The sequence below is a fragment of the Serratia marcescens genome (assembly GCF_006715005.1).
GTDB lineage: Bacteria > Pseudomonadota > Gammaproteobacteria > Enterobacterales > Enterobacteriaceae > Serratia > Serratia montpellierensis.
The window spans coordinates 4,173,341-4,196,024 of record NZ_VFMJ01000001.1 but is presented as its reverse complement, the minus strand read 5'-3'; the positions used below and the strand labels follow the sequence as shown (position 1 = coordinate 4,196,024).

Annotated in this window: 23 protein-coding genes, 5 pseudogenes and 1 other annotated feature; of the genes and pseudogenes, 19 read left to right on the top strand and 9 right to left on the bottom strand. The window is 51.9% G+C overall.

What is annotated here, in order from left to right; all coding sequences use genetic code 11:
• Nucleotides 1–11 precede the first annotated feature (11 nt).
• The 7 genes from FHU12_RS20475 (at nucleotide 12) to FHU12_RS20440 (ending at nucleotide 6,761) form a co-directional block, all read left to right on the top strand.
• A complete protein-coding gene (locus FHU12_RS20475; protein ID WP_141971467.1) occupies nucleotides 12–1,172 on the top strand; it encodes a glycosyltransferase family 9 protein in 1,161 nt (386 codons plus the stop codon).
• 144 nt (nucleotides 1,173–1,316) lie between these two features.
• Nucleotides 1,317–1,649 (top strand): hypothetical protein, encoded by a 333-nt coding sequence (locus FHU12_RS20465; RefSeq protein WP_141971466.1) that lies wholly within the window; start codon nucleotides 1,317–1,319, stop codon nucleotides 1,647–1,649.
• A 310-nt stretch (nucleotides 1,650–1,959) separates the two neighbouring features.
• Nucleotides 1,960–2,364 carry a TIGR03757 family integrating conjugative element protein gene (locus FHU12_RS20460; RefSeq protein WP_141971464.1) on the top strand — a complete coding sequence of 135 codons (405 nt, stop codon included), beginning with the start codon at nucleotides 1,960–1,962 and terminating at the stop codon, nucleotides 2,362–2,364.
• A gap of 1 nt (nucleotide 2,365) precedes the next feature.
• Complete coding sequence (locus FHU12_RS20455) at nucleotides 2,366–3,373, top strand: TIGR03756 family integrating conjugative element protein (protein ID WP_141971462.1); 1,008 nt, start codon at nucleotides 2,366–2,368, stop codon at nucleotides 3,371–3,373.
• Between the two features lie 10 nt (nucleotides 3,374–3,383).
• The gene (locus FHU12_RS20450; protein ID WP_141971460.1) at nucleotides 3,384–4,865 is read left to right on the top strand and encodes an integrating conjugative element protein; all 1,482 of its coding nucleotides are present in this window, start codon (nucleotides 3,384–3,386) and stop codon (nucleotides 4,863–4,865) included.
• A 16-nt stretch (nucleotides 4,866–4,881) separates the two neighbouring features.
• The gene (locus FHU12_RS20445) at nucleotides 4,882–5,253 is read left to right on the top strand and encodes a hypothetical protein (protein WP_141971458.1); all 372 of its coding nucleotides are present in this window, start codon (nucleotides 4,882–4,884) and stop codon (nucleotides 5,251–5,253) included.
• Nucleotides 5,250–6,761, top strand: a complete 1,512-nt coding sequence (locus tag FHU12_RS20440; RefSeq protein WP_141971456.1) for a conjugal transfer protein TraG N-terminal domain-containing protein — start codon at nucleotides 5,250–5,252, stop codon at nucleotides 6,759–6,761. Before FHU12_RS20445 ends, FHU12_RS20440 begins: the two co-directional genes overlap by 4 nt.
• A 35-nt stretch (nucleotides 6,762–6,796) precedes the next feature.
• Here FHU12_RS20440 and FHU12_RS20435 read toward each other — a convergent pair whose 3' ends face one another.
• Nucleotides 6,797–7,096, bottom strand: coding sequence for a hypothetical protein (locus tag FHU12_RS20435; protein ID WP_141971454.1), 300 nt, complete (start codon nucleotides 7,094–7,096; stop codon nucleotides 6,797–6,799).
• A 632-nt stretch (nucleotides 7,097–7,728) separates the two neighbouring features.
• Here FHU12_RS20435 and FHU12_RS27640 point away from each other — a divergent pair.
• From FHU12_RS27640 to FHU12_RS27630, 3 genes are all read left to right on the top strand, one after another.
• Complete coding sequence (locus tag FHU12_RS27640) at nucleotides 7,729–7,824, top strand: DUF5375 family protein (protein ID WP_521084104.1); 96 nt, start codon at nucleotides 7,729–7,731, stop codon at nucleotides 7,822–7,824.
• Nucleotides 7,825–7,883: 59 nt separating this feature from the next.
• Nucleotides 7,884–8,090: a primase-helicase zinc-binding domain-containing protein gene (locus FHU12_RS27635; RefSeq protein ID WP_521084103.1), complete on the top strand. Its 207-nt coding sequence runs from the start codon at nucleotides 7,884–7,886 to the stop codon at nucleotides 8,088–8,090.
• A gap of 344 nt (nucleotides 8,091–8,434) precedes the next feature.
• Nucleotides 8,435–8,689 (top strand): hypothetical protein, encoded by a 255-nt coding sequence (locus tag FHU12_RS27630; protein ID WP_521084102.1) that lies wholly within the window; start codon nucleotides 8,435–8,437, stop codon nucleotides 8,687–8,689.
• Here the strand turns inward: FHU12_RS27630 and FHU12_RS20420 are convergent.
• Nucleotides 8,670–9,034, bottom strand: a pseudogene (locus FHU12_RS20420) (transposase); the annotation flags it as partial. The gene FHU12_RS27630 and the pseudogene FHU12_RS20420 sit on opposite strands and share 20 nt — an antisense overlap.
• 85 nt (nucleotides 9,035–9,119) lie before the next feature.
• Between FHU12_RS20420 and FHU12_RS20415 the strand changes: the two are divergent.
• Nucleotides 9,120–9,986: an iron-containing alcohol dehydrogenase gene (locus tag FHU12_RS20415; protein ID WP_185742333.1), complete on the top strand. Its 867-nt coding sequence runs from the start codon at nucleotides 9,120–9,122 to the stop codon at nucleotides 9,984–9,986.
• 29 nt (nucleotides 9,987–10,015) lie between these two features.
• A complete protein-coding gene (locus FHU12_RS20410) occupies nucleotides 10,016–10,618 on the top strand; it encodes an NAD(P)H-dependent oxidoreductase (protein WP_141971450.1) in 603 nt (200 codons plus the stop codon).
• Nucleotides 10,619–10,699: 81 nt separating this feature from the next.
• On the opposite strand, the gene FHU12_RS20405 is transcribed toward FHU12_RS20410, so the two are convergent.
• From FHU12_RS20405 to FHU12_RS20390, 4 genes and pseudogenes are all read right to left on the bottom strand, one after another.
• Nucleotides 10,700–11,404 carry an IS6 family transposase gene (locus tag FHU12_RS20405; protein ID WP_141971449.1) on the bottom strand — a complete coding sequence of 235 codons (705 nt, stop codon included), beginning with the start codon at nucleotides 11,402–11,404 and terminating at the stop codon, nucleotides 10,700–10,702.
• A 211-nt stretch (nucleotides 11,405–11,615) separates the two neighbouring features.
• Nucleotides 11,616–12,200, bottom strand: coding sequence for an aminoacyl-tRNA hydrolase (gene pth / locus FHU12_RS20400; RefSeq protein WP_185742332.1), 585 nt, complete (start codon nucleotides 12,198–12,200; stop codon nucleotides 11,616–11,618).
• A gap of 53 nt (nucleotides 12,201–12,253) precedes the next feature.
• Nucleotides 12,254–12,698 (bottom strand): annotated as a pseudogene (gene tnpA / locus FHU12_RS20395) (IS200/IS605 family transposase).
• A 259-nt stretch (nucleotides 12,699–12,957) separates the two neighbouring features.
• Nucleotides 12,958–13,833, bottom strand: coding sequence for a LysR family transcriptional regulator (locus FHU12_RS20390; protein ID WP_141971447.1), 876 nt, complete (start codon nucleotides 13,831–13,833; stop codon nucleotides 12,958–12,960).
• Between the two features lie 98 nt (nucleotides 13,834–13,931).
• On the opposite strand from FHU12_RS20390, the gene FHU12_RS20385 reads away from it, so the two are divergent.
• The 7 genes and pseudogenes from FHU12_RS20385 to tnpB (FHU12_RS20355) all read left to right on the top strand — a co-directional run.
• Nucleotides 13,932–14,267, top strand: coding sequence for an SMR family transporter (locus FHU12_RS20385; RefSeq protein WP_141971446.1), 336 nt, complete (start codon nucleotides 13,932–13,934; stop codon nucleotides 14,265–14,267).
• Nucleotides 14,268–14,270: 3 nt separating this feature from the next.
• Nucleotides 14,271–14,601 (top strand): annotated as a pseudogene (gene mdtI / locus FHU12_RS20380) (multidrug/spermidine efflux SMR transporter subunit MdtI).
• Between the two features lie 234 nt (nucleotides 14,602–14,835).
• A pseudogene (locus FHU12_RS20375) lies at nucleotides 14,836–15,189 on the top strand (IS110 family transposase); the annotation flags it as partial.
• A gap of 221 nt (nucleotides 15,190–15,410) precedes the next feature.
• A protein-coding gene (locus FHU12_RS20370) for an IS3 family transposase (RefSeq protein WP_141971445.1) occupies nucleotides 15,411–16,623 on the top strand; the annotation gives its coding sequence in 2 pieces (ribosomal slippage) (nucleotides 15,411–15,697 and nucleotides 15,696–16,623; 1,215 coding nt in all).
• Nucleotides 15,689–15,804, top strand: a sequence feature (AL1L pseudoknot). (Overlaps the previous gene by 116 nt.)
• 90 nt (nucleotides 16,624–16,713) lie before the next feature.
• A complete protein-coding gene (locus tag FHU12_RS20365) occupies nucleotides 16,714–19,350 on the top strand; it encodes an excinuclease ABC subunit UvrA (RefSeq protein ID WP_141971444.1) in 2,637 nt (878 codons plus the stop codon).
• A gap of 213 nt (nucleotides 19,351–19,563) precedes the next feature.
• Nucleotides 19,564–19,968, top strand: coding sequence for an IS66-like element accessory protein TnpA (gene tnpA, locus FHU12_RS20360; protein WP_260440749.1), 405 nt, complete (start codon nucleotides 19,564–19,566; stop codon nucleotides 19,966–19,968).
• A pseudogene (gene tnpB / locus FHU12_RS20355) lies at nucleotides 19,965–20,191 on the top strand (IS66 family insertion sequence element accessory protein TnpB); the annotation flags it as partial. The gene tnpA (FHU12_RS20360) and the pseudogene tnpB (FHU12_RS20355), both read left to right, overlap by 4 nt.
• Nucleotides 20,192–20,222: 31 nt before the next feature.
• Here tnpB (FHU12_RS20355) and tnpC read toward each other — a convergent pair.
• The 3 genes from tnpC to tnpA (FHU12_RS20340) are packed head-to-tail and all read right to left on the bottom strand — an operon-like array spanning nucleotide 20,223 to nucleotide 22,606.
• Nucleotides 20,223–21,815: an IS66 family transposase gene (tnpC, locus tag FHU12_RS20350; protein WP_141971442.1), complete on the bottom strand. Its 1,593-nt coding sequence runs from the start codon at nucleotides 21,813–21,815 to the stop codon at nucleotides 20,223–20,225.
• Nucleotides 21,816–21,845: 30 nt separating this feature from the next.
• Nucleotides 21,846–22,196 carry an IS66 family insertion sequence element accessory protein TnpB gene (gene tnpB, locus FHU12_RS20345; protein ID WP_141971441.1) on the bottom strand — a complete coding sequence of 117 codons (351 nt, stop codon included), beginning with the start codon at nucleotides 22,194–22,196 and terminating at the stop codon, nucleotides 21,846–21,848.
• Nucleotides 22,193–22,606, bottom strand: coding sequence for an IS66-like element accessory protein TnpA (gene tnpA / locus FHU12_RS20340; RefSeq protein ID WP_141971440.1), 414 nt, complete (start codon nucleotides 22,604–22,606; stop codon nucleotides 22,193–22,195). The genes tnpB (FHU12_RS20345) and tnpA (FHU12_RS20340) overlap by 4 nt, the downstream gene beginning before the upstream one ends.
• Between the last annotated feature and the right edge of the window lie 78 nt (nucleotides 22,607–22,684).

The following is a 22,684-nucleotide window of genomic DNA, read 5'->3' as shown; positions in this document are numbered from 1 at the left end:
TGGAGGGAGTTGTGAGTAAGGATTTGGAAATTTCTATTTCAAGTGGTCGTTTCAAGAAGTTAAGGGAGTGGAACAGGAGACGAAATTATTACTTCAAGGAAGTAAAGCTTAATATCAAGATTTATATTGCAAAGCTTATCTGGGATAAGCGTAGAAAAAGCAATTTTGATATCAAAGCAATCAAAACTGTACTGCTCCTTCGCAATGAAGGAACAATCGGAGATGTTGTGGTTTCAACGCCACTAGTGAAGTGCCTTTATGAGTCGGGTTATACAGTTGATTTACTACTGACAAAGTCAAGTAGCGTAGCTATGAAATACAACCCCTATATCAGGAATATCTACGAAGCTGGGGACTGTAACAATGAGGTTTTCTTGAAGAGATTTAGTCACACCGTGGCTGAGTCGACAATGAGAGCGTTGAATGAAAATAATTATGACCTGGTGGTTGATCTTTGCCTGTTCGACACCCCTGTGCATAGGATGATGCTTTTTCGAGACTTAAACGCAAAGTTTGTTCTTGGATTTAATAAATGGAATTTCATTAATCACTACAGCAAATCAATTCCATTTAAGAATGGTACGGAACATGTGACAAAAGCCATTTCCTTGGCAGCGCATAACATGGGGCTTGACTTTAAAAATAGTCACACCTATGACTTGCATATCCCTGACGCGATTGCTTCCGAAGTGCGAAAGTATTTAAGCGTATGGGAGGGGGGAATTAAAATTGTCATTAATGCTTTCACTGGAAGTCCAGAAAGAAACTTATCTCAAGAGCAATTAACTCAAACTATTGAGATGATTAACGAGAAATCAGATGACATCATCATTATTATTCTTGATCACAGGAAAGAACTGAATGTGTCTCTTCCCGATAATGTTGCGATAAATCCATTCAATTCACTGCATCATGTTATGGAACTGATTAGACAAGTTGACTTGGTTATCTCTCCAGATACTTCGATTGTACATATATCTGCTGCATGGAAGAAACCACTAATATCTGTTTACAAAAACATAACTGACAATAATTACTTGTGGGCGCCGGATTATAAAGAAGCGAGTCAGATTATTGTTAATAAGAGAAAGATATCTGATGTGGAAAACGTTCCAGAACTTATATTGCAAGAGGCACGGAGTCGCGGGTATCTAAATAGAATGGATCCTTGAATCTTAGACACCCCGACACTGATGTTAAGATAGGTCCTGTTTACTTTGGAGATTGCAATGGCCTGATAGTTTTAACGTAACCTACTCTATAGGTGGTGGTCGCCCTGTAATTAAAGACATTAGTAATACTCCTGGAGGGGGGGGATGAACAATCTAGATGCTCTACACAGTAAAATTGGTCAGTTATTGGTGGATACAGGGCCTAAAAATGCCAAGGAGATTATTGCTCGTGCAAAATTATCTCTTGATGGTGAGTCATGTGAATATGAATATGATTATATTGATCAGGAAGATAACGAAGACTGGTTTGTACCAGATAAATTAGCCAGTTATGATCTTCGTCTTCTTCTGGTTGAGATGAGGGATTTTTATATCAAGAATAATATGACTAACGGGAAGTCCGCATGGACTTCTTGTGAATTAATCGTTGACATTCCAGCAGCTAAAATATGCATAAGCTTCCAATACGATGACTAACAAAACTCCCGGTCTGTTGACCCAGCTCATTGTTTTTATGTATGTTTTTAAACCCTGAGATTGCTGCTGTAATCGGGTGAAGAGAATGTAGCGGTGATTTTTCACATTTTCGCAACGCTAATCCCAAATACGATGGGCTAGTGATCTGCGATAATCAACTGGGATATCAAGAGGCAAGTATCGGCGTGCCACTACGGACTTACCCCGTAGGGGAAGAAAAATTTTTAGAAATCAATAAAGACTTCTTTGCTGCCTTTCTGACCATGTCGTAGCACCCTATGTGGATTCTATCCACGCAGGAGTGCACGCCATGAAAATCAGCACGTTGCTGACGTTGTTTCCTCTGCTGATGCCGGCATCGGTGCTTGCCGGCACGGTACTGTATACCGATTCCCACCATCCCCCGACGAATAATGATGCTTCCGTGACCGTGATTTATCTTGACGATCCGGTGCAGTTGCAGACGCAGCTCTTTGGCGCACTGTCGTCGAACCCGGATGAAGCGCAGCGGCAGGCGCAAGCCGTACTGCAGTCACCACAATGGCAGGCGCATGAAAAGGAGCTGGCCACGGTTTACCGCGCGGTGGTGCGCGCGTGGGGACTGGGCGTCAAAAAAGTCCCCGCGGTCGTGTTTGACGATCGAGATGTGGTGTATGGCACCGCTGATATCGCCCGGGCCACCGCGTTGCGCGCGAAGTCACTGGAGGGGCAGTGATATGCAACGAGCTCCCTTGCAGCTGGCGTCTTCCGGACAACCCCGGCTGACCCTTAAATCCCTCGGTGTGGCCATGATGCTGTCTGCAGCCGGCGTGCCGGCGGCGAATGCCGCGCTCAACAGTGCACAGATTGTTGCCAGTGCGGTGTCGCAGTCCTGCATCAGCTGGCGCGTCAGCGGTATTTGCTACTGGTTGTTCTGCAGTTGGGGCGGCTGCACTGTCCGAACTTCGGTCAAAGTTAGTCATTTCATCCCGGAGGCGGTGGTGTCGGCGTACAACACCCCGGGAGGCAACCCGTGGCGTGAGATGTCGATGGTCAGTCAGGCCGCCGGCGGACTCGAAAGCAGTATCACCAGCGCACTGGGCGGTGTTGCTGCCGGCGGTGGCAACAATGAGCTGAAAACCCCCGGGCAGCGTAAAACCAACCTTCACTTCAAGTATGCCGATGCCATTGGTCATCCGGCGACGACCCTGATTGGCGGCAGCATTGCCGGCTATTCGTGCCGCAGTGCGGCGACCCCCTTCGTGCCGTATTTCCTCAGCACGCTGGACAGCCTGGTATGGCGTACTGGCATGCCGGAATCCCTCTATCCCGAAGCATTGGTGCCTGGTCAGCGTGAGGTCGGCAGTCAGGCGGCCGCGAATATGTGGGGCAACGTCTATCCCCGTTCGGGATTTGTGACTCAGGTCGATGACGACAAGGCGGGTGCTCTGGTGGCACAGCGGGTGGCGGACATCATCACTCGCTCTGGTCAGCCGCACGTCTACCAGCCCCTGATGGGCCAGCGCTCGGAAGGGTACTGGCCTCCCGGGGAGGTTAAGGAGAACACCGGTACCCGCAACCATAAATGGCAACGCCTTGCGCCGCAGTTGAGCCAGTCCTGCGCCGTATTCCCGGACGGTGACCATACGCCGGCCGCGGATGCGAACGCTGCCTTTGCCCTGTGGCAACCCTACAGCTGCTGCCAGCGCCGCGGGCAGCGTTTCCTCTACAGCACGGATTTTTGAGGCATGAACGATGAATAACACGATGAATAAATCACTCTGGGGACGGCGCAGCCTGCTGTCTCTGTTGGTTGTCAGCAGTATGGCATTGGTCGGCGTAAATGCGCACGCTGACGACAATGACGATAACGGCACCCTGTTTGGTATTTCGTTGCCCCAGGTGAATGACAGCAACGTGGGGTACGGGAAGAGCGTCAGCGGCGCGGTCTCGGACAAGCTGTTTTACTCCCTGGGCGGCGGCTCGGTGATTTCACAGCCGGCGACGCGCGGCAACATGCAACGGCTGGGTATGAACCTAGGCTGGAGCTCGGATCTGATGTGCGGCAATTTCGACCTGAAGACCACCATCGGTAACCAGCTCAACGGGGTGACGGACGGCTTCAAGAACCTGATGGGCAGTGTTATCCAGGGTGCTACCGGTGCGGTGGCCAGCCTGCCAGCGATGGCTATCCAGCGAGCCAACCCGGGACTGTATGAAATGCTGACCAACGGGGTCCTGCAGGGCGGTGTCGCGTTCGACAAGGCGCAGCTGAATTGTCAGAACCTCTCCAAGCGGATGATGGATATGGCGGACTCCGGCGGCTGGAGCCAGGCCGCCGCGATGGAGGAAGCCAAGAGCCTTATCAATAACGGGGATGCCGATGCGGTGCGGTCGATGAATGCCACGGAGAAAGTGACCGGACAATCCGGCCAGACCTGGATCGGCGGTCAAAAACGGGGGGGCGCCGGTCAGCCGGCGATCAAGCCAACGCACGATCTGGCGGCCGCTGGCTACAACATGATGAATGCGTTGCCGGTCACCAGTACCTCCAGCGTATCCGGCAGCAGCTGCACCGGCGGTGCCTGTACCAAATATGCCAGCAGTGAAGAAGCGGCTGCCGCTGTGGTCAAGGTGTTGGGGGATTCCTCCCTGCGCACCTGTAAAGATGCGGCGCAATGCACCAGTGGTGAAGGCAGTGAGCAGCCAGGCAGTACCGTGGCCGGCACCGGCTTTGCCCCGATGCTGGAAGAGGCGACGAAGGAGAATAACGAGCAGTTGGCCAAACTGGTCAACGGGGCAGAGAAACCCACCTCGGCCAACCTGGTCAAACTCAAAACGGGCAGCCTGGCGGTGACCGCCGGCGTCATCAAGGCACTGCAGCGCGACCCGGATAATGCTGCCCTGGTCGGTCGCCTGGCCAGCGAACTGGCGATGGCGGACACCATTGAAACGGCCTTTATCATGCGCCGTATGGTCACCACCGGCATGTCAGAGCCCAATGCTGCTGTCCAGAAAATGGTGATGGAAGAGGGCGACCGGCGTATCGAGGCGCTGGATCGCGAAATCACGGCGCTCAAGAACGAGATGGAGATGAAGCGTGAGATTGCGCGTAACGCGGTGCTGACCATCATCGACAGGGAGAACAACCGTGCGGAAACCAACCCGCAGCGTCAGTCGGTTGACAGCCCGGATACCAGGTTCAACCAGCTGGCCGTACCGGAAAGCGACCAGTAAGCGAGGGGATGTATCAATGACTGGAACAGAGAAACAAGGTGTGTCGCCCCGCAGGGGCGGCCGGCTCGGTCACCGGGCAAAGCGTGTCCTGCAGATGCTGGGCATGCTGGTGATTGCGATGATAGTGGCGCTGGGCATGGCCCACTGGGGTGTCAATCACCCGGGAGAGAGTGCCGCGCTGCGTGACTGGGTGCACAGCACCCGGTATGGCTGGCTGAGCTGGCGCCTGGCGCTTTATGTGGCGCTGGCCTGGGGATTCTGGAAAGTCTGGCGCGCGCCGGGCTGCAAACCGGAATACCGGCAGCCCCTCAAGCGCATGGCCATCGCCTGCGCGGTATTTGCCCTGGCCTGTGAATACAGCCTCTTCGGCGGAGGGCTGAACTTATGATGACCAACAGCTATCTGGAGTATTTCCTGACGTTGCTTGGCTGGCTGATTAACAACGGTCTGTGGGAGCTGCTGGTCAGTACGGGGCTGTTTGTGCTGCCGTTGCTATTCAAGGTAGTGGCCATCTGGCTGAGGGTGCGTGAGGAAGGGGAGGATGAGGGCAACAAAGGGATGCTGTCTCTGCCACGCATCGAAAACCTGCTCTACGGGGCATTTTTTGTGATGCTGGCCTGCTGCCTGCCGCTGATGAATGTAAGCCTCGACACCATCAAGTACGACAGCAGCCGGGCGGCGACCTGTGGCACCTGGACGCCGAAGAAGCCGGATGAAACGGGCTACGCCAACATCATGTCGAGCCTGAATGGCCAGACGGCGAAGGTGCCGGTGTGGTGGTTATTGATGCATAAGCTGTCGAAGGGGATCACGTCGGCGGCCGTAGCCACCATTCCGTGCAGGCCAGATCTGCGGCAGGTCCGTTTTGAAGTCCAACACAGTCGGGTCAACAACCCTGCGCTGGCGAAGGAACTGCAGGACTTCACCAACGACTGCTACGCGCTGGCATTATATACCTGGCAGAACCGCGACCAGGGCCAGACGACGGACAAAGCCACCCTGCGTGACATCGAGTGGCTGGGGTCGAAAACCTTCCTGAACGGCGGGTACTACAACAACCTGCAGTCCAAAACTCCGCGTACCAGTTTCCCCTGGAATGAGGGGCGGGACAGCGGCCGGCCAAACACTGGACGAGGGGGATATCCAACCTGCAGCGAGTGGTGGTCAGCCGGCGAAACGGGGCTGGAAGCCCGCGTGGTGAAACAGGTCGATCCGGGCGTCATGCTGCGGATGTCTGCCGCGCTGAAGATGATGGGGCAACCGGATGCGGACTATAAAGAGGCGGTGGTGCGCCGCCTGGTCAGTCCGGATAACCTGACGGTCTCCCAGGGCGGACGCGCTTATGCCGGTTACGGCGGCAATGCAGACTTTACCTTGGACAACTCGGTTAACCGGCTCGCGTCGCTGGGCGGAACCGCGCTGGGGAGCCTGGCGGCGTACCCGGCATTTGATGCGATGCGTCAGGCACTGCCGATGGTGCAGGCGGTGCTGCTGATGGCCGTCTACATCATGGTGCCGCTTATCCTGGCGTTCGCTGCCTACGAGTACAAGACGGTGATTACGGTGACGTTCGTGGTGTTTGCACTCAATTTCCTGACATTCTGGTGGGAACTGGCGCGCTGGCTGGACAGCTGGTTACTGGAGGCATTGTACAGTTCGGACTCGCACAGCCGCTGGAATGTGGCCGGGTTCCAGAATAGTGCCGATGACCTGATTATGAACCTAGTGATGGGCTGTATGTTTATTGTGTTGCCCATCGTTTGGATGGGAGCGTTGTCATGGGCTGGTGTAAATGTTGGCCATGCTATTGCTTCCGCAGTGAATAGCGGTACAGAAACAGCCAAAAACACTGGGGGGAAAGTTGGTGATGCTGTAACAAATAAAATTACCCGATAGCCGAGACTAACTGACCGAGAAAAACAGCACCTCGGTCAGTTATCGCTAGGAGATTTATACGGAGCCCCGTCATATTCGTTGTTCATTACAGCACTTTCGTATGCATAGTCCGATGAATTTTTTGGGTTTTCCAGGCTATTGTTTTCATGGGTAACTTCCCCCGCAAGGTTTTGCCCAGCGTTTTGAAGAATGAATGCGATCGCCCAAATAAAAAGCATACAGCCGACTACGAGAAGTCCCCCGAACAGCATTGCTGCGACCGAAGCGATGAGAGCGATAACAATCGGAACATGGCCTATCCAGGCAGGTAGCCTGTTCTCTCGTACCTTAGACACGCAAAGTCGATCCCATCTCATAACCACATTTTTCAGACGACTCCACTTTCGGGCAGCCCAGACACCGCGCTGGTAGCCCTGTTGATCTCTGGCTCGGCTCATAATGCCTCTATTCACCTGCTTAGCCGTTTGACCACTATAGCCTAAATAATAACCAATGGCTATTTGCTTGGTCCTGCAGGAGGCATGTTGCACATGCTTGTTTTTTCTTTTCGCTCAGCCAGAACATAACTTAGTAGCATCAGTTGGCTATTGACCCTGACCCAAAATCCTGCTCCATACAGAAACAGAATTCCTGCATGATAATGACTCCCCTGAGCGGAGGTTGTGCTGGGGAAAAAAGGCGCTTTGCTCTGTCAATGCCTAGGTGATTTCTGCAGTAAGGCGCTTTCACAGACGAGGCGTGAGTTGGCTGAGCTGGGTTGCCAGCTTCTTAATCTTCCTGGGACACGAGTTTTTCGGGGGAGAGATATTGCTGGGGCAGATCGAACACAGCCGGGTGAGCCCGGGTTACATGCTGGACGAACTGCAGATGGCGATTGCCCTATGCCTATAGGGGGCATTTTGTGCGTCAGTACGGCATGGATATGGTGTGCACGATGTTGAGTGACATAGTATAGCCAGACGTTCTGGTGGCTGCGCCACGCCTGACCTCGCTGGGGCAAAAGATGATGGACGAGCTGTGCAGTGACAGCCTGTCGGCGGCACAGCATGCCACCGTATACTGAGGAGAGAAGGGAATGAGCGCCCAGTTCGTTTCCCAGACCGTACGCACCGCCACCGGCCGGTGATACTCCCGGCTCTTGGTATCACCTTGCAGCCGAACGGCAAGCCGCAGCCGTGCCAGACCTGTGGCGGTAAAGACCGCTTCCGCTTCGACAACCAGGACGGACGCGGCACCTCGTTCAGCAATCAGTGCGGGGCAGGTGACCTGCTGCTGCCGCTGCACAATGCCGGAAGCGAGGTGGTCAACGTGTTGGAGGCTGGCAGGTGAAAGCCTCCGGCCACACCCTCTGCGGTCCGGACAACGCGGGTATCTGGCTCACCGAGGGCTAGGCTACCGGCCTCACCGTGCACCAACTGACCGGTGAGACGGTGTGCGTGGCGCTGAACGCCAACTACCTGGCGGCCGTGGCGCAGCAGCTGCGTAGCCACTACTGGGATGCACGGCCGCCGAGGCGGCCAAACTAACCTGCGGTGTCCCGGCGCTGCCACCAACGGAGGGCGACTGGAACGAAGTTTATGGCCGGGAAGGGGACGAGCGCGCAGCTCTAGGTGTTCAGCCAGCCGCCGTAGCCGAGCCCCTTCGACACGCTGAGCGATGCCGACCTGAAAACCATGAGCGCCAGTGAGAAAGCCGAACTGCTGGCCGTGCACTACGGCAACACCTTGGCGGTGCCAACGGTGGAGGAAGAACTCTGCTGCTATACGCGCGGTGCCAAGCAGGTGCTGCCACACCGGCAACTGAGCCGGAAGATTGCCGCGCTGTTCCAGAAGGTGCGCACACCGTTCCCCTCCGCCGTTATCAACAGCTTTTTGGACACCCTCAAGCTGATATACCGCAGATGGGCGACCCGGCCCGGGCGACATTGAGTACCCGACACATCGTCATCACCCCCCATACAGTACGGTGCTCATTGATAAAGCGGTACTTCAATCGGGCTCCCTTGCAAAGTGCCGCGCGGCCTTTTTCAGGATATCCCGTTCTTCTTCGGTACGTTTTAGCTGTGCCCGTAGTTTCAGGATCTCGCTTTTGGCTTCCAGTAAATCCCTAGCATGCTGTTCGCTGTTATCAGGTTTGATAGCCCGTAGCCACTTGTAGAGGCTGTGTGCAGAAACACCCAGACGGTCAGATACTTCGGCAACGGAATAACCGCGTTCCGTTATCTGACGGACGGCTTCTTCCTTAAATTCAGGTGTAAATCGTGGTGTGCCCATACGCTCCTCCTATGCTCAAACTATAGGGCAGGATCGTCTACCGGGGTGGGGTCAGTCCAACTATAGGGCAGGATCGTCTACCGGGGTGGGGTCAGTCCATAGTATTGATGTGGCAAAAGCGATAGCTACATTAATAACTAATGGCGGTGAGTTAAAAGATTTTTTTTATCCTAATAAACTCAAGGTTGCTGCTGCACCAATAATTGCAGTGCCCACAACTGCTGGTAGCGGTAGTGAAGTAACGCCTTTTGCTGTAATTTCAGATAAAGAAAAGGGAACTAAAGAAAATATCATAGATATTAAATGTTCTCCAGCCATTGCCTTACTTGACCCTAATGTTTTGCTTAAAGCCCCCCACCATATTATGGCATCGACGGGTATAGATGCGATGGTTCATGCAATAGAAGCATATACTTGTAATCGTTCAGTACTTTATACTGATATTTACGCAATTAAAGCAATTGAATTAATCGCTAATAATTTAATAAATGCATGTGAAAACCATGATATTGAAAGTTGCACTAACATTATGTTAGCTAGTAATATGGCTGGTATTGCTTTTGGATATTCAGATGTTGCAGCCATACATTGTCTTGCTGAGGCATTAGGTGGCCAATATAATATTCCACATGGAGTAGCATGCTCTATATTCCTACCAACAGTTACAGAATATAATATTCCTTCAAACCCGAAAAAATACGCAGATATAGCCAGAGCTATGGGAATTGAAAAGGAAAGTATGACGACAGAACAGTTAGCTAATTCCGTTGTTCCCGCGCTAAAAAAACTCTGTCAAGACCTCAAGTTGCCAAAGTTAAAGGATATAGCTATAGTTGATCCAATACATTTCAAAGCTATCGCTATCAAAGCATCCCAAAATGCGTCTAATAGCAGTAACCCAGTAAAATTTAGCGTGAATAATTACCTGGATATTATAAAAAAAACCTACTAACTATTTTCTCAGTGGAGTGGAAAATCATAATGAAAAATATTTTTATTGTAAATTCTTCGACGGTATTTGGATCCTCAAAAGGTTCGCTAAATAATTACCTGGATGATGTTGCTGTAAAATATTTTGAAAACCACAGCTTTAATGTGAAAACGACAAACGTCAGATCAAGCTACGATATAAGTGAAGAGGTTGAGAAGTATTTATGGTCGGACTTTGTTATCTATCAACTCCCCGCATGGTGGATGGAGATGCCTTGGACTTTGAAAAAATATATTGATGAAGTTTTTACGGCTGGGGAAGATATATATACGAGTGGTGATGGAAGGAGTAGGAAAGATTTATCTAAAAAATATGGTAGTGGTGGATTGTTAGTAAACAAAAAATATATGTTATCTGTTACATGGAATGCTCCGAAAGAAGCATTTTTAGATAAAAATCAATTTTTTGAGGGGAATGATATCGACAATGTTTTTTTCGCTTTCCATAAAGCCCATCAATTTATAGGTATGACTCACTTACCTGCATTTGGTTTTTTTGATGTTATAAAAAATCCAGATATTGATAGAAATGTAAAGGCGTACATAAAACATCTACATGATATTTTTAAAGACTGTCATAGATTTTCAGCGTGAAATACCTGGGCCGGTTCCTGAAGCGGCACGGCACTGTTGCAAAGTTAGCGGAGAGATAGCCTTTTGTCTTATTCAAAGGCCTTACATTTCAAAAACTCTGCTTACCAGGCGCATCTCGCCCAAGGGATCTCCATAATAAAATGGTGAGACCTGGCCTTTGCGTAGTGCACGCATCACCTCAATCCCTTTGATTGTGGCGTAAGCTGTCTTCATGGATTTAAATCCCAGCGTGGCGCCGATTATCCTTTTCAGCTTGCCATGATCGCATTCAATGACGTTATTCCGGTACTTAATCTGTCGGTGTTCAACGTCAGGCGGGCATCGACCTTCGCGTTTGAGCAGTGCAAGCGCATGGCCATAGGTAGGCACTTTATCCGTGTTGATAAAACGCGGGATCTGCCACTTCTTCACGTTGTTGAAGATTTTACCCAGGAACCGGTATGCAGCTTTGCTGTTACGACGCGGGGAGAGGTAAAAATCAACAGTGCGGCCCCTGTTGTCGACGGCACGGTAAAGATAAGCCCAGCGGCCATTGACCTTCACGTACGTTTCATCAATGTGCCATGGGCAAAAATCGGAAGGGTTACGCCAATACCATCGCAGTCGCTTTTCCATTTCAGGCGCATAACGCTGAACCCAGCGGTAAAGGGTAGTGTGATCGACATTCACGCCGCGTTCTGCCAGCATCTCCTGCAGTTCACGGTAGCTGATGCCGTATTTACAGTACCAGCGTACCGCCCACAGGATGATGTCACGCTGAAAATGCCGGCCTTTGAAGGGGGGCACGTGCTGCTCCGTCAGCAAAAGGTGACGATGAGTTTATCACCTGCCGATTTTTGCAACAGTGCCGTTTATAGTACCGCAGTCTCTCCCCCCTTTAATTTTTGACAGAAGTGCAGACAGAAACCGTAAACACCGGCGTTGACATGCCGGGCAAGCCCTTATAGTACAAAAATTCCCGTTCCCCAAACTGACCCCTATTGTAGCTTCGCTCACGTTAGGCCGAGAAGGAATGTAATCTTTCCCTTGCACGATTAACACCAACAGTTTGCAATAATTCAAAACACTCGATTGCTTTATCCATTGCCTGGTAAATTAATTTCAACTCTTCTTCTTTTGGATCCTGCATAACATAATCTATTACATTACCTTTTCTTCCCGGATGACCTATCCCTATACGAAGCCGATAGAAATCAGGGTTATGCCCAGTTGCATTAACTATATCAATAACCCCTTTATGTCTATCGTGTACTCCACTATATTTTATTTTAGCTTGACCCGGCGGAATATCCAGATCATCATGAACGATTAAGAGTTCGTCATTCTTAATTTTCAATCTCTGCATAAGCGAAAAAATAAATGCGCCACTATTATTTAATGGCAGTAAAGGAATAATAACGCTAACAGCTTCTCCATTTATGTTTATGATTGCAGTTTTATATGGTTGACCTCTAACTTTAGTCATCGTTGCATGATACTGACTTACCAATCGGGTAATGAAAATGGATCCTGAATTATGCCTATTCCACTCATGAATTTGTCCTGGGTTACCAAGACCCACAGCAAGTTTTATTAATGCCAACACGTCACCTTAATCCGAAAAATGAACAACCCCGCCGCAAGCAGCGGGGTATCTCAAAACAGTGCCAATTGATGATCTGAATGCAATTTGTGGTATTCATTGCCTTGATTTTTTGACGTACTGCCCAATCATCTGCTCATCTCCATGCTTGCTGACCGTACTTGCAAAATAGCCGTCAGTCCAAAACTCACCTCCCCACAGAGCCTTCTTCACTTATGGGCAGCGTCTGAATACTTTACGAGCAGTCAGGCTTTTGATTATCGTAACGATTTTGGTCACGCTATACGTAGGCACTGATTGCACGAGAAAATGCACGTGATCTTTGTCCGTACCTATTTCGAGAAACTTCACCTGATAGCGTAGCTCTATATCCAGACACACCATTTTCAGAGTTTCATCAACACGATCATCAAACACCGCACGCCGATATTTTGCTGGCAAAACAAGATGGTACATTAGCACTGTAATATTATGGCTTTTATGGATGTATTCGCTCATCCAGTTAGTCTACGCCGCAAGCGGCGGGGAATATAACCCTCAGAGATTTAAAGACACCTAATCCTAGCAAACAGTGTAACTTTGACAGTCGGCTTGAGTAAAATCTATATACGAAATAACTCATTTTTAGCGATGTCTGCGATTAATGTAACATGTATTTCTATATGGCCGTGTCCCGTTTGCAAAGCTTCCGATGCTCTTATCTTGGCAGCAATTGTAGCGCTCTGTCCGGCACTGCTGCAGCTTGTGTTGCGGGTACTCATGTCGAAAGCTTCAGCAACTCGGCAAATCGAGTCGAAATCCACTCCGTGTTCGGGTCCAGTTGCCCACCATGGCACCATATCATGCGTACCGGCAGCGGCGGCAACACCAACGATGGGCAAAACACCTGCCGCAGTGACTTTAGGTAGCTTTCGTGCTTTGCGATGTTGACTGGCAGGATAGCCCACCCCAAGTTATCGGCTATCATTTCGGCGATACAGTAAAAGCTATCCGAACGCCACAACCTCGGGCTGTATGCAATGGCCTGCTCGTCCTCGGCATGAATCAGTAATTGCCGGTAGCGAGCCAAGTCTTTACGCGCCACCGGCTGCTCATCCAACAGTGAATGACCGCTGGCCACGAATATCCCCTGAGGCAGTGAGCCAATATAGCGTTGATCGAAACAATTCCGCAACGGCCCTCGATCAAAATGGAAAGCAATATCAGCACGCTTTTGATCAACATAGCTTGCGACCTCATTAGCAGTGCCATTGAAAAGCGCCAGCTCCATGTAGGGGAAACATTCGGATATTTCGTGCACCAAGTGACCGATCGCGGTATAGGGCAGCGCCTCGTCGAACGCCAGTGCTAGCTTGGCCTTGCCGCCGTCCGACAGCAATAGCGCCAGCTGATCTAACGACTGTGCTTGCCGCAGCAGCTCCTGCGCTTCCAGCAACAGCAACTGACCCACGTCGGACAAGGTAACCCGATGCCTGGTGCGATCAAACAGCTCCACACCCAAATCGGCCTCCAGCAAGCCGATGGCCGTGCTGACGGCTGACTGCGCCTTGCCCAAATGGCGTGCAGCCGCGCTGATCGAGCCGTGTTCAGCGGCGGCGATAAATTGACGTAACTGGTCGAGATTCCATTGCATACAGACATTCCATCAAAAAAAAGGATGGGCTTCATCTTTCTTCCGCCCATATCTATAAACATAATAACACCGTTTTAAGCAAATCGACGGAGAAAAACATGAGACTTCAACCCTGGCTATTCCTGTTTGTGGCAATTGCTGCAGAAGTCACGGGAGTGACAGTGATGAAATTTGTGTCAGGTTCGGGCTCTGTCACTGCCTTTATCTTTATGTATGCCACGATCGGCCTCTCGTTCTATTTTCTGGCGATGGCGGTAAAGGATTTGCCCATCGCCCTAGCTTATGCCACTTGGGAGACAATCGGCCTGATAACCATTGCCTTCATCGGTTTTTGTTTTTTCACCGAGAGTATGGGCATATACAAGCTATCGGGAATGGCCGTTCTAATCGCTGGTGTTGTCATGGTTAATTTCGGAGCGACAAAACGTTGGTGAATTATGCAACACACTGAATTCATTCATTACGCCCTCATGGCAATCGCTATTTCGCTGGAGGTCGTCGCCAATATATTCATCAAGTATTCGGACGGGTTCAGAAAACGCCTGATGGGTTTACTGGGTATTTTCTGCATCTTGGTGTCATTCACCGCTTTATCCCAGGCAGCAAAGGGCATTGACTTGTCGATTGCCTACGCACTGTGGGGAGGTTCGGGCATTCTGCTGACCGCAGTGGCGGGATTAGTGCTCTTTAAACAAAAGCTCACGCCAGCTCGGCTGGTTCGGAATTGTTTCAATTATGCTGGGCATCTCAATTCTCAAACTGGCGTGATCGCTGTAAGCTCCCCCAAACATCCATTTTCGATAAGGCAATCAAAGGAAGAATATCCCTGCCGTCTGGATGTTCCTGCGGTGTTGGACCAAGAGAATGAAATGAACGCATCCCAACTATTTGAGAGGGGCGAAAGAGGCGGTAGGTGGGGTGTGTGGATCCTCGCAGACTTCCGGCATCATGGTGCCCAATACGAGAGGCATAAAGCTCTCTGATAACTGGAGGATCCACGAGATGAAATATACCCCTATTGGTATCGATATCGCAAAACATCTGATGCAGGTTCACTTCATTGATAAGCACACTGGTGAGGTTATCGATAAACAGATTAAACGTGATTCGCTACTGGAATACTTCAGCAATCGTGAACCTTGCCTGATTGGCATGGAGGCCTGCGGCGGTTCCCTGCACTGGGCACGTGAGTTGGAAAAACTGGGGAATAAGGTCAGGTTACTCCAGGGGAAATTCGTCAAGGCCTGCGTGATGGGCAACAAAAATGACGTCATGGATGCGCGTGCTATCTGGATGGCGGTTCAGCAGCCGGCTAAAGCTGTCGCTGTGAAAACCGAGGAGCAGCAGGCGGTACTACATCGAGGCCCGCAGCATCGACTGCAACAAAGCTGGATATAGAGCTGCAACCTACCGTCAACGTCAACACCATGGAAGCCTTGCAAACGGGATGCGTTCATATAGCCGCCACATGGTATAGCAGTCACTGAGTTCGATTGTTATCGCGCGGGCTCCGCCCCGTTCCAGCAACTGAATAGCACCGGTTGAATTAGAACCTATACTGTTAAAGTAGAGGATCTATGAATACGACCAAACGTTACTCACCCGAAGTTCGGGAGCTCGCCGTAAATCTGGTGCTGGAAACACAGTATGAACATGCCTCTCAGTGGCAGGAGATCTGCTCCATCGCGCCCAAAATTAGTTGCATTCCGGAGACGTTACGTCTGTGGATCAAGCAGCATGAACAACGCCTGGCGGTGAAGGTCAATCTCAATGCGGATGAGCGGCAGCGTCTTAAAGAGCTCGAACGAGAGAACCGCGAGCTTCGCCGTAGCAACGATATTCTGCGACTGGCGTCAGCGTATTTGCCCAAGCGGAGCTCGACCGCCACTGCAAGAAATAGCGCCACTGACGGCACCGTTGATGGAACAACATGGGGTCGAGCCGGTATGTCAGGAACTGCATATTGCCCCGGCAACCTATTACTGGCAGCGAAAGCAACAGCAAAATCCGGAACTCCGCAGCGTCCGCCAGCGGCGCGATGAAGAGCTCAGTCAGGAGGTTGAACGCGTCTATGATGAGAGCAAACGGCTCTATGGCGTGAGGAAGGTCTGGCTCCAGCTTCGGCGCGAAGACATCAAAGTGGCGCGTTGTACGGTAGAACGACTGATGCGGGCAATGGGCCTGTTTGGTGTCCGCCGTGGCAAAGGCGTGAAAACAACGCGCAGCGATGAAAATGCGACTACCCCGGATGACCTGGTGAATCGACAGTTCGTGGCGGAACGGCCAAATCAGCTTTTGGTGGCTGATTTTACCTACGTTAGCCCAGCTCCAGGCTTCGTGTATGTGGCCTTTATCGTCGATGTGTTCGGCGGCAGCATCTTTGGCTGGCGGGTCTCAACGTCGATGGAAACTTATTTGGTACTGGATGCGCTGGAGCAGGCGCTCTGGGCCTGGCGTCCGGGTAAAAGGGGTATCCATCATTCAGACCGGGGGTCGCAATATGTCTCACTGGCGTACTCAAATCGACTGAAAGAGGAGGAAATACTGGCGTCAGTCAGCACCACCGGCGACTCCTACGATAATGCGATGGCAGAGAGTATCAACGGCTTATACAAAACGGAGGTGATCCGCAGCCAGAGCTGGAAAAACCGGACGGAAGTGGAGTTGGTCATGCTGGTCTGGGTAGACTGGTACAACAACAAAAGGCTGCTTGGTCGCCTGGGCTATATCCCTCCTGCTGAAGCTGAAATGAACTATTACGCTTCGGTGTTAACGGCAGAGTATTGCTAAAATTACTCTCTAATAAAGTCGGGGTTATTCAAACAGAACCATGTGGCCATGATCTGATCTTGGATGGACTCACGTAATACAGGAAATACTATGTCAAAGAAACTTTACGGTCATCCTCAGGTCCTGGCTGACGACAGCAATTCTGTTGTGGTTCGCGGTGCTAGGGAGAACAATCTTAAAGATGTGGATGTTTCTATTCCGCGCAATACACTGGTTGTCTTTTCTGGCGTGTCAGGCTCGGGTAAGTCATCACTGGCCTTTGGTACTATTTATGCCGAAGCGCAACGGCGCTACTTTGAATCGGTTGCCCCTTACGCGCGTCGCCTCATTGATCAGGCCGGCGTTCCGGACGTGGACAGCATTGATGGACTGCCTCCAGCCGTTGCCCTTCAGCAACAACATGGTGCTAATAACTCGCGCTCCTCTGTCGGCAGTGTGACTACTTTATCCAGCTTGGTGCGAATGATGTACTCCCGGGCGGGTTCCTATCCGGCCGGACAACCGATGCTGTATGCCGAGGATTTTTCTCCCAACACACCACATGGGGCATGTCCTTCCTGTCACGGCTTGGGCCATATCTATGAGGTGACTGAAGCGCTGATGGTGCCCGATCCCTCACTCAGTATTCGTGAAAGAGCCATTGCCTCCTGGCCCCGAGCCTGGTACGGACAGAATCTGCGAGACATTCTGGTGACCCTGGGCTATAACATCGATATTCCTTGGAAAAGCCTTCCAGCGGAAGACCGCCAGTGGATCCTGTTTACCGAAGATACCCCTACTGTACCGGTCTATCCTGGACTTAGTCCTGAAGACACGCGCGCCGCCGTCAGGGAAAAGCTGACTCCAGGTTATATCGGAACTTTCACGGGGGCACGACGTTATGTTCTGCATACCTTCGCCAACACACAAAGCATGCTGATGAAAAAACGCGTCTCTCGCTTTATGGAAAGCAAGCTGTGTCCTGTCTGTCACGGGAAAAGGCTGAAACCTGAATCATTGTCCGTCACCTTTGCCGGTGTGGACATCGGTGAATTTATGCAGATGCCCTTAGACCAATTGAGAGAACTACTCCTTCCGATTTCCAGGGGGGATTCCAGCGCCCACCACGCTGATGCGGATGTCGACAGAGATATCCGCCGTCGGGACCGGACAGAACACACTGAATCCGGCAAAGAGTCTCATCCCATTTTTGTGTTATCGGAAGAGAAACGATTAGCCGCACAGCGGCTGACCAGAGGTGTCATGAACCGGTTGTATCAGTTGCAGAAACTGGGGCTTGGTTATCTGACACTGGACAGAGCAACTCCTTCTCTGTCCGCCGGAGAGCTTCAGCGACTGCGTCTTGCCACTCAGCTTAGTTCAATGCTATTTGGTGTAGTCTATGTTCTTGATGAACCATCAGCAGGTTTGCACCCTTCGGACAGCCATGCGCTCTACGATGCGCTTGAAAATCTCCGGGATACCGGCAACTCAGTTTTTGTTGTTGAACATGATCTTGACCTTATGCGACGGGCACAATGGTTGGTTGATGTGGGCCCGGAGGCCGGTGAAAAAGGAGGACATATTCTCTACAGTGGTATGCCGGAAGGTCTGAAAGCAGTTTCTGAATCCAGAACAGCGCGTTATTTGTTTGATGAAGTGCGACAACCGCAATCTTTCGCCCGTCAGCCATCAGGATGGCTGACACTACGAGGTATTCGCCGACATAATCTTAAGGGGATTGATGTTGATATTCCATTGGGCGTGCTGACTACTGTCACGGGGATATCTGGTTCCGGTAAATCTAGCTTGATTGCTCAGGCATTACCTGAGCTGGTATTTTCTTCTCTTGGCCATGGGCCAGAATACGTGCATTCCGAAGCAGAGGAACCGGCTGTAACTGAGAAAACTTACGGTACCTTGAGTGGAGATATCGAATTGATAAAACGGCTGGTTCAGGTTGATCAGAAACCGATAGGTCGGACACCCCGTTCTAATCTAGCAACGTATACCGGGCTGTTTGACCATATCCGTAAGCTCTTTGCTGGGACACCTGCCGCGAAAAAACATCATTACGATGCGGGTCAGTTCTCTTTCAATGTGGCAAAAGGTCGTTGTGAAACCTGTGAAGGAGAAGGCCTTGTCAGTGTGGAGCTGTTGTTTATGCCTAGTGTGTATGCGCCGTGTCCAACCTGTCATGGAGCACGTTATAACCAAAACACTCTCAGGATCCGCTGGCAGGAGCGAAACATCTCAGAAGTACTTCAGATGACGGTGGATGAAGCCTGTCAGTTTTTTGCTGATGAAGAACCTGTGGCACGCCCCCTCCGGTTGCTGGGAGAAATAGGTTTGGGTTACCTACGTCTTGGGCAGCCAGCTACTGAATTTTCGGGAGGAGAAGCACAACGGATAAAGCTGATAACCGAACTACAGCGTAGTCAGCACGGACACACGCTGTACATCCTAGATGAACCAACAACCGGCCTGCATGCCTTAGATGCAGACCGTCTTTTGGTGCAGCTGCAGCGGCTTGTTGATGCAGGCAATTCCGTGATAATGATTGAACACGATATGCGTGTGGTTGCTCAGGCGGATCAGGTCATCGATATTGGTCCAGGAGCCGGCCATGAAGGGGGGCGCTTGGTTGCCGCAGGCTCTCCCGAACAAGTATCACGAGCGATGGAAAGTATTACCGCACAATATCTTGCAAAGGTGATATCACTTAACGGTAGCACGCCTGCTGCGTGAGCTCGCCTGCTGCGCAACCGAAGTCCTTTCCACCTTCCTCGACGCATTTTATACTGTGTTTCATGTACGTACCGCGACCTGCAAAGCTTCTGTTCCAGCACAACGAGGGCTGGGAACGCTTCCTTGGTAAGAGCCCCGTGGAGGACGTCTGTCAGATCCCTGTCAATCCGGCGATGATAGTGTCCACTTAAATTTAGATGGACACTATCACAGGTGACAGAGCCCACAGCCCGGCGCAAACGCGCATCTTACCCCATGTCGTTCAAAATCGACCTGGTTCAGCAATCGCTGCAACCCGGTGCCAGCGTGGCCCGACTTGCCCGCGAGCACGGTATTAATGACAACCTGCTGTTTACCTGGCGTCAGCGCTATCGCCATCTGGTCGACGCCCCCGTTGATGACGGTGCGGGTGAGGCCAGCACCATCACGGACAACATCGTTCCCGTTGTTCTCGAACGCCAGTTGCCGTTGCTACCCGCAGCGGTACCGGCATCATCGCCCAGGCCTGAGCAGACCTGCGAGATAGTCATCGGCCGCGCACGCCCGAAGCTGTCTGGCCACCTTACGCCGGCCATGCTGGCAACGTTGGTTCGCGAATTGAAGCGAGGTCGCCGGTGATCTCACTTCCTGCGGGTTCCCGCATCTGGCTGGTCGCCGGACCGACATGCGTAACGGCTTCAACGGCCTGGCGTCGCGCGTGCAGAGCGTCCTCAACGACGATCCGTTCAGCGGCCATCTGTTCATCTTCTGCGGACGCCGCGGCGATATGATAAAACTGCTGTGGGCCGACGTGGATGGGCTCTGCCTGTTCGTCAAACTCCTCGAACATGGTCACTTCGTCTGTAAGCGTTAAGCGAGCGCCGTATTGACGGCTATTTATTGGTGAGATCCACATTCCATGGCAGGAGTTCAGCCACTTTGTTCGACGGCCACTCCGGCAACACACTAAGGATATATCTGAGGTAACCTTCCGGATCGATGCCGTTCAGCCTGCACGTTCCGATCAGTCCATACAGCAGAGCTCCGCGTACACCGCCATGATCGCTGCCGAAGAAGATGTAGTTCTTTTTACCCAGGCATATCGCCCGTAAGGCCCGCTCCGCTGCATTGTTATCTGCTTCTGCAAGACCGTCATCGCAGTAGTAGCACAGGGCATCCCACTGGTTCAGGGCATACGCGAACGCTTCACCCAGACGGGATTTTTTCGAGAGCGTCGCGCTTTTTTCTACCAGCCACTCATGCAGGGATGCCAGCAGTGGTTTGCTTTGGGATTGTCTCGCTGCCAGCCGCTCAGTTGCCGGGAGACCACGTATGGCTTCTTCGACTGCGTACAGCTCACCGATACGTTTCAGGGCTTCCTCTGCTGTAGCCGTTTGAGTACTTATATAGACGTCGTGGATTTTTCTGCGTGCGTGGGCCCAGCAGGCCGCTTCTGTTAACGGGCCGCCTTCACGTTCTACGCTGAACAACCGATCGTAACCTGCGAACGCATCCGCCTGCAGCACACCATGATAGTGCTGAAGATGTTGCTGAGGATGTTTACCCTGCCGGTCTGGTGAGAAGGCGAACCATGCTGCTGGCGGGTCTGACGAGCCAGCGTTCCGGTCATCGCGAACGTACGTCCAGATGCGCCCGGTTTTCGTCTTCTTTCTGCCCGGGGCCAGTACCGGCACCGGGGTATCATCCGTATGCAGCTTGTGGCAGTCCATCACGTAGTGATGAAGGGCCTCATCCAGCGGGGCCATTAACCGGCAGCACGCATCCACCCAGTTGGAGAGCAGAGCCCGGCTCAGCTCCACGCCCTGACGGGCAAAGATTTCGCACTGGCGATAGAGCGGCAGGTGCTCGCAGTATTTGGCCGTTAACACGCGGGCCAGCAGACCCGGCCCGGCGATACCCCGATCGATGGGGCGTGATGGCGCAGGCGCTTCAACGATGCAGTCGCATCGGGTGCAGGCCTTTTTCACTCTGACCGTACGGATCACTTTCAGGGCGCTGGAGACCAGTTCCAGCTGCTCCGCGCTGACTTCGCTGAGGTACTCCATATCGTTGCCGCATTCAGGACAGCAGCTTTCCGCAGGCTCCAGACGATGGATCTCGCGGGGAAGATGTTCAGGGAGAGGCCGGCGGTGGCGGGACTGTCGAAGCTGGCGCGGAACCTGCGGATCTTTATCCCGACCGTTATAACGATCACTTTGTTGCTCCTGCTGTTTCAGCAGGGCTTCGGCTTCTTCAACCTGGCGGCGTAGTTTTTCTGAACGGGTTCCGAACAGCATCCGGCGTAGTTTTTCTATCTGAGCCCGCAGATGCTCTATTTCACGCTCTTCGTTCTCTATTTTCTCTTCAGCGCGAGCCAGCGCCGAACGCAGGAACGACTCAGTCTCTGCAACGAGGCTGAGCTGGCTGTCTTTCTGGCGAATCGCGTCTTCCAGCGCAGCGATACGGGCGAGATAGTCCTGACTCATGACCCCATTTATAATGCGGTCATGTTCTTTTTACAACATCGTCAGTGAGTTAAGGCGTGCTGTTTTTGGCTGGCGCCAGTCCAGCTTATCGAGGAGCATAGCAAGTTGTGTGCGGGTGATCGCGATTTTGCCGTCGCGTACAGCTGGCCAGATAAACTGGCCTTCTTCCAGACGTTTGGTAAACAGGCACAGACCGCCAGCATCAGCCCAGAGGATCTTCACGGTGTCCCCTTTGCGGCCACGGAAGATAAACAGATGCCCGGAGAACGGATTTTCATCAAGTGCATGCTGTACCAGCTCGCCCAGACCATTGAACGATTTACGCATATCCGTGACCCCGGCAACCAGCCAGATGCGGGTGCCTGACGGGAGAGATATCATTGACTTCTCCCGGTCAGCTCACGAAGCAGCACTGCCAGCAACTCCGGTGACGGGTTATCCAGCGTCATTTTGCCGTGGCGGAACTCAACACAACAGGAGGTGGCATTCAGCGCTGAGAACTGATCCGGGTTTGTGTTCGTCTCACCTGTTGGCGCTGGATCCGGTATCACCTCAACAGGCAGCATAGTCGGTGATGATGAAGATTCGATTGTTGCCGGAAGGCGGCGTGATATACGGCCTTCATCCTGCCAGAGCCGTAGCCATTTGAAGATGACGTTATCATTGACGCCATTTTCACGGGCGATCTGAGCAACGCAGGCTCCGGGACGGGAAGCAAGTTCGACCATACGAAGCTTGAAGTCATTGGGATAATTTTTACGGGGTTCTTTTCGCCAGGATTGGGATTCCATACTTAGATGTCCGTCTGTACAGGTGGACGTCTAAGTTACCAGTACTGGCTTAATGGCTACATACGGCGCTGGGTTTAC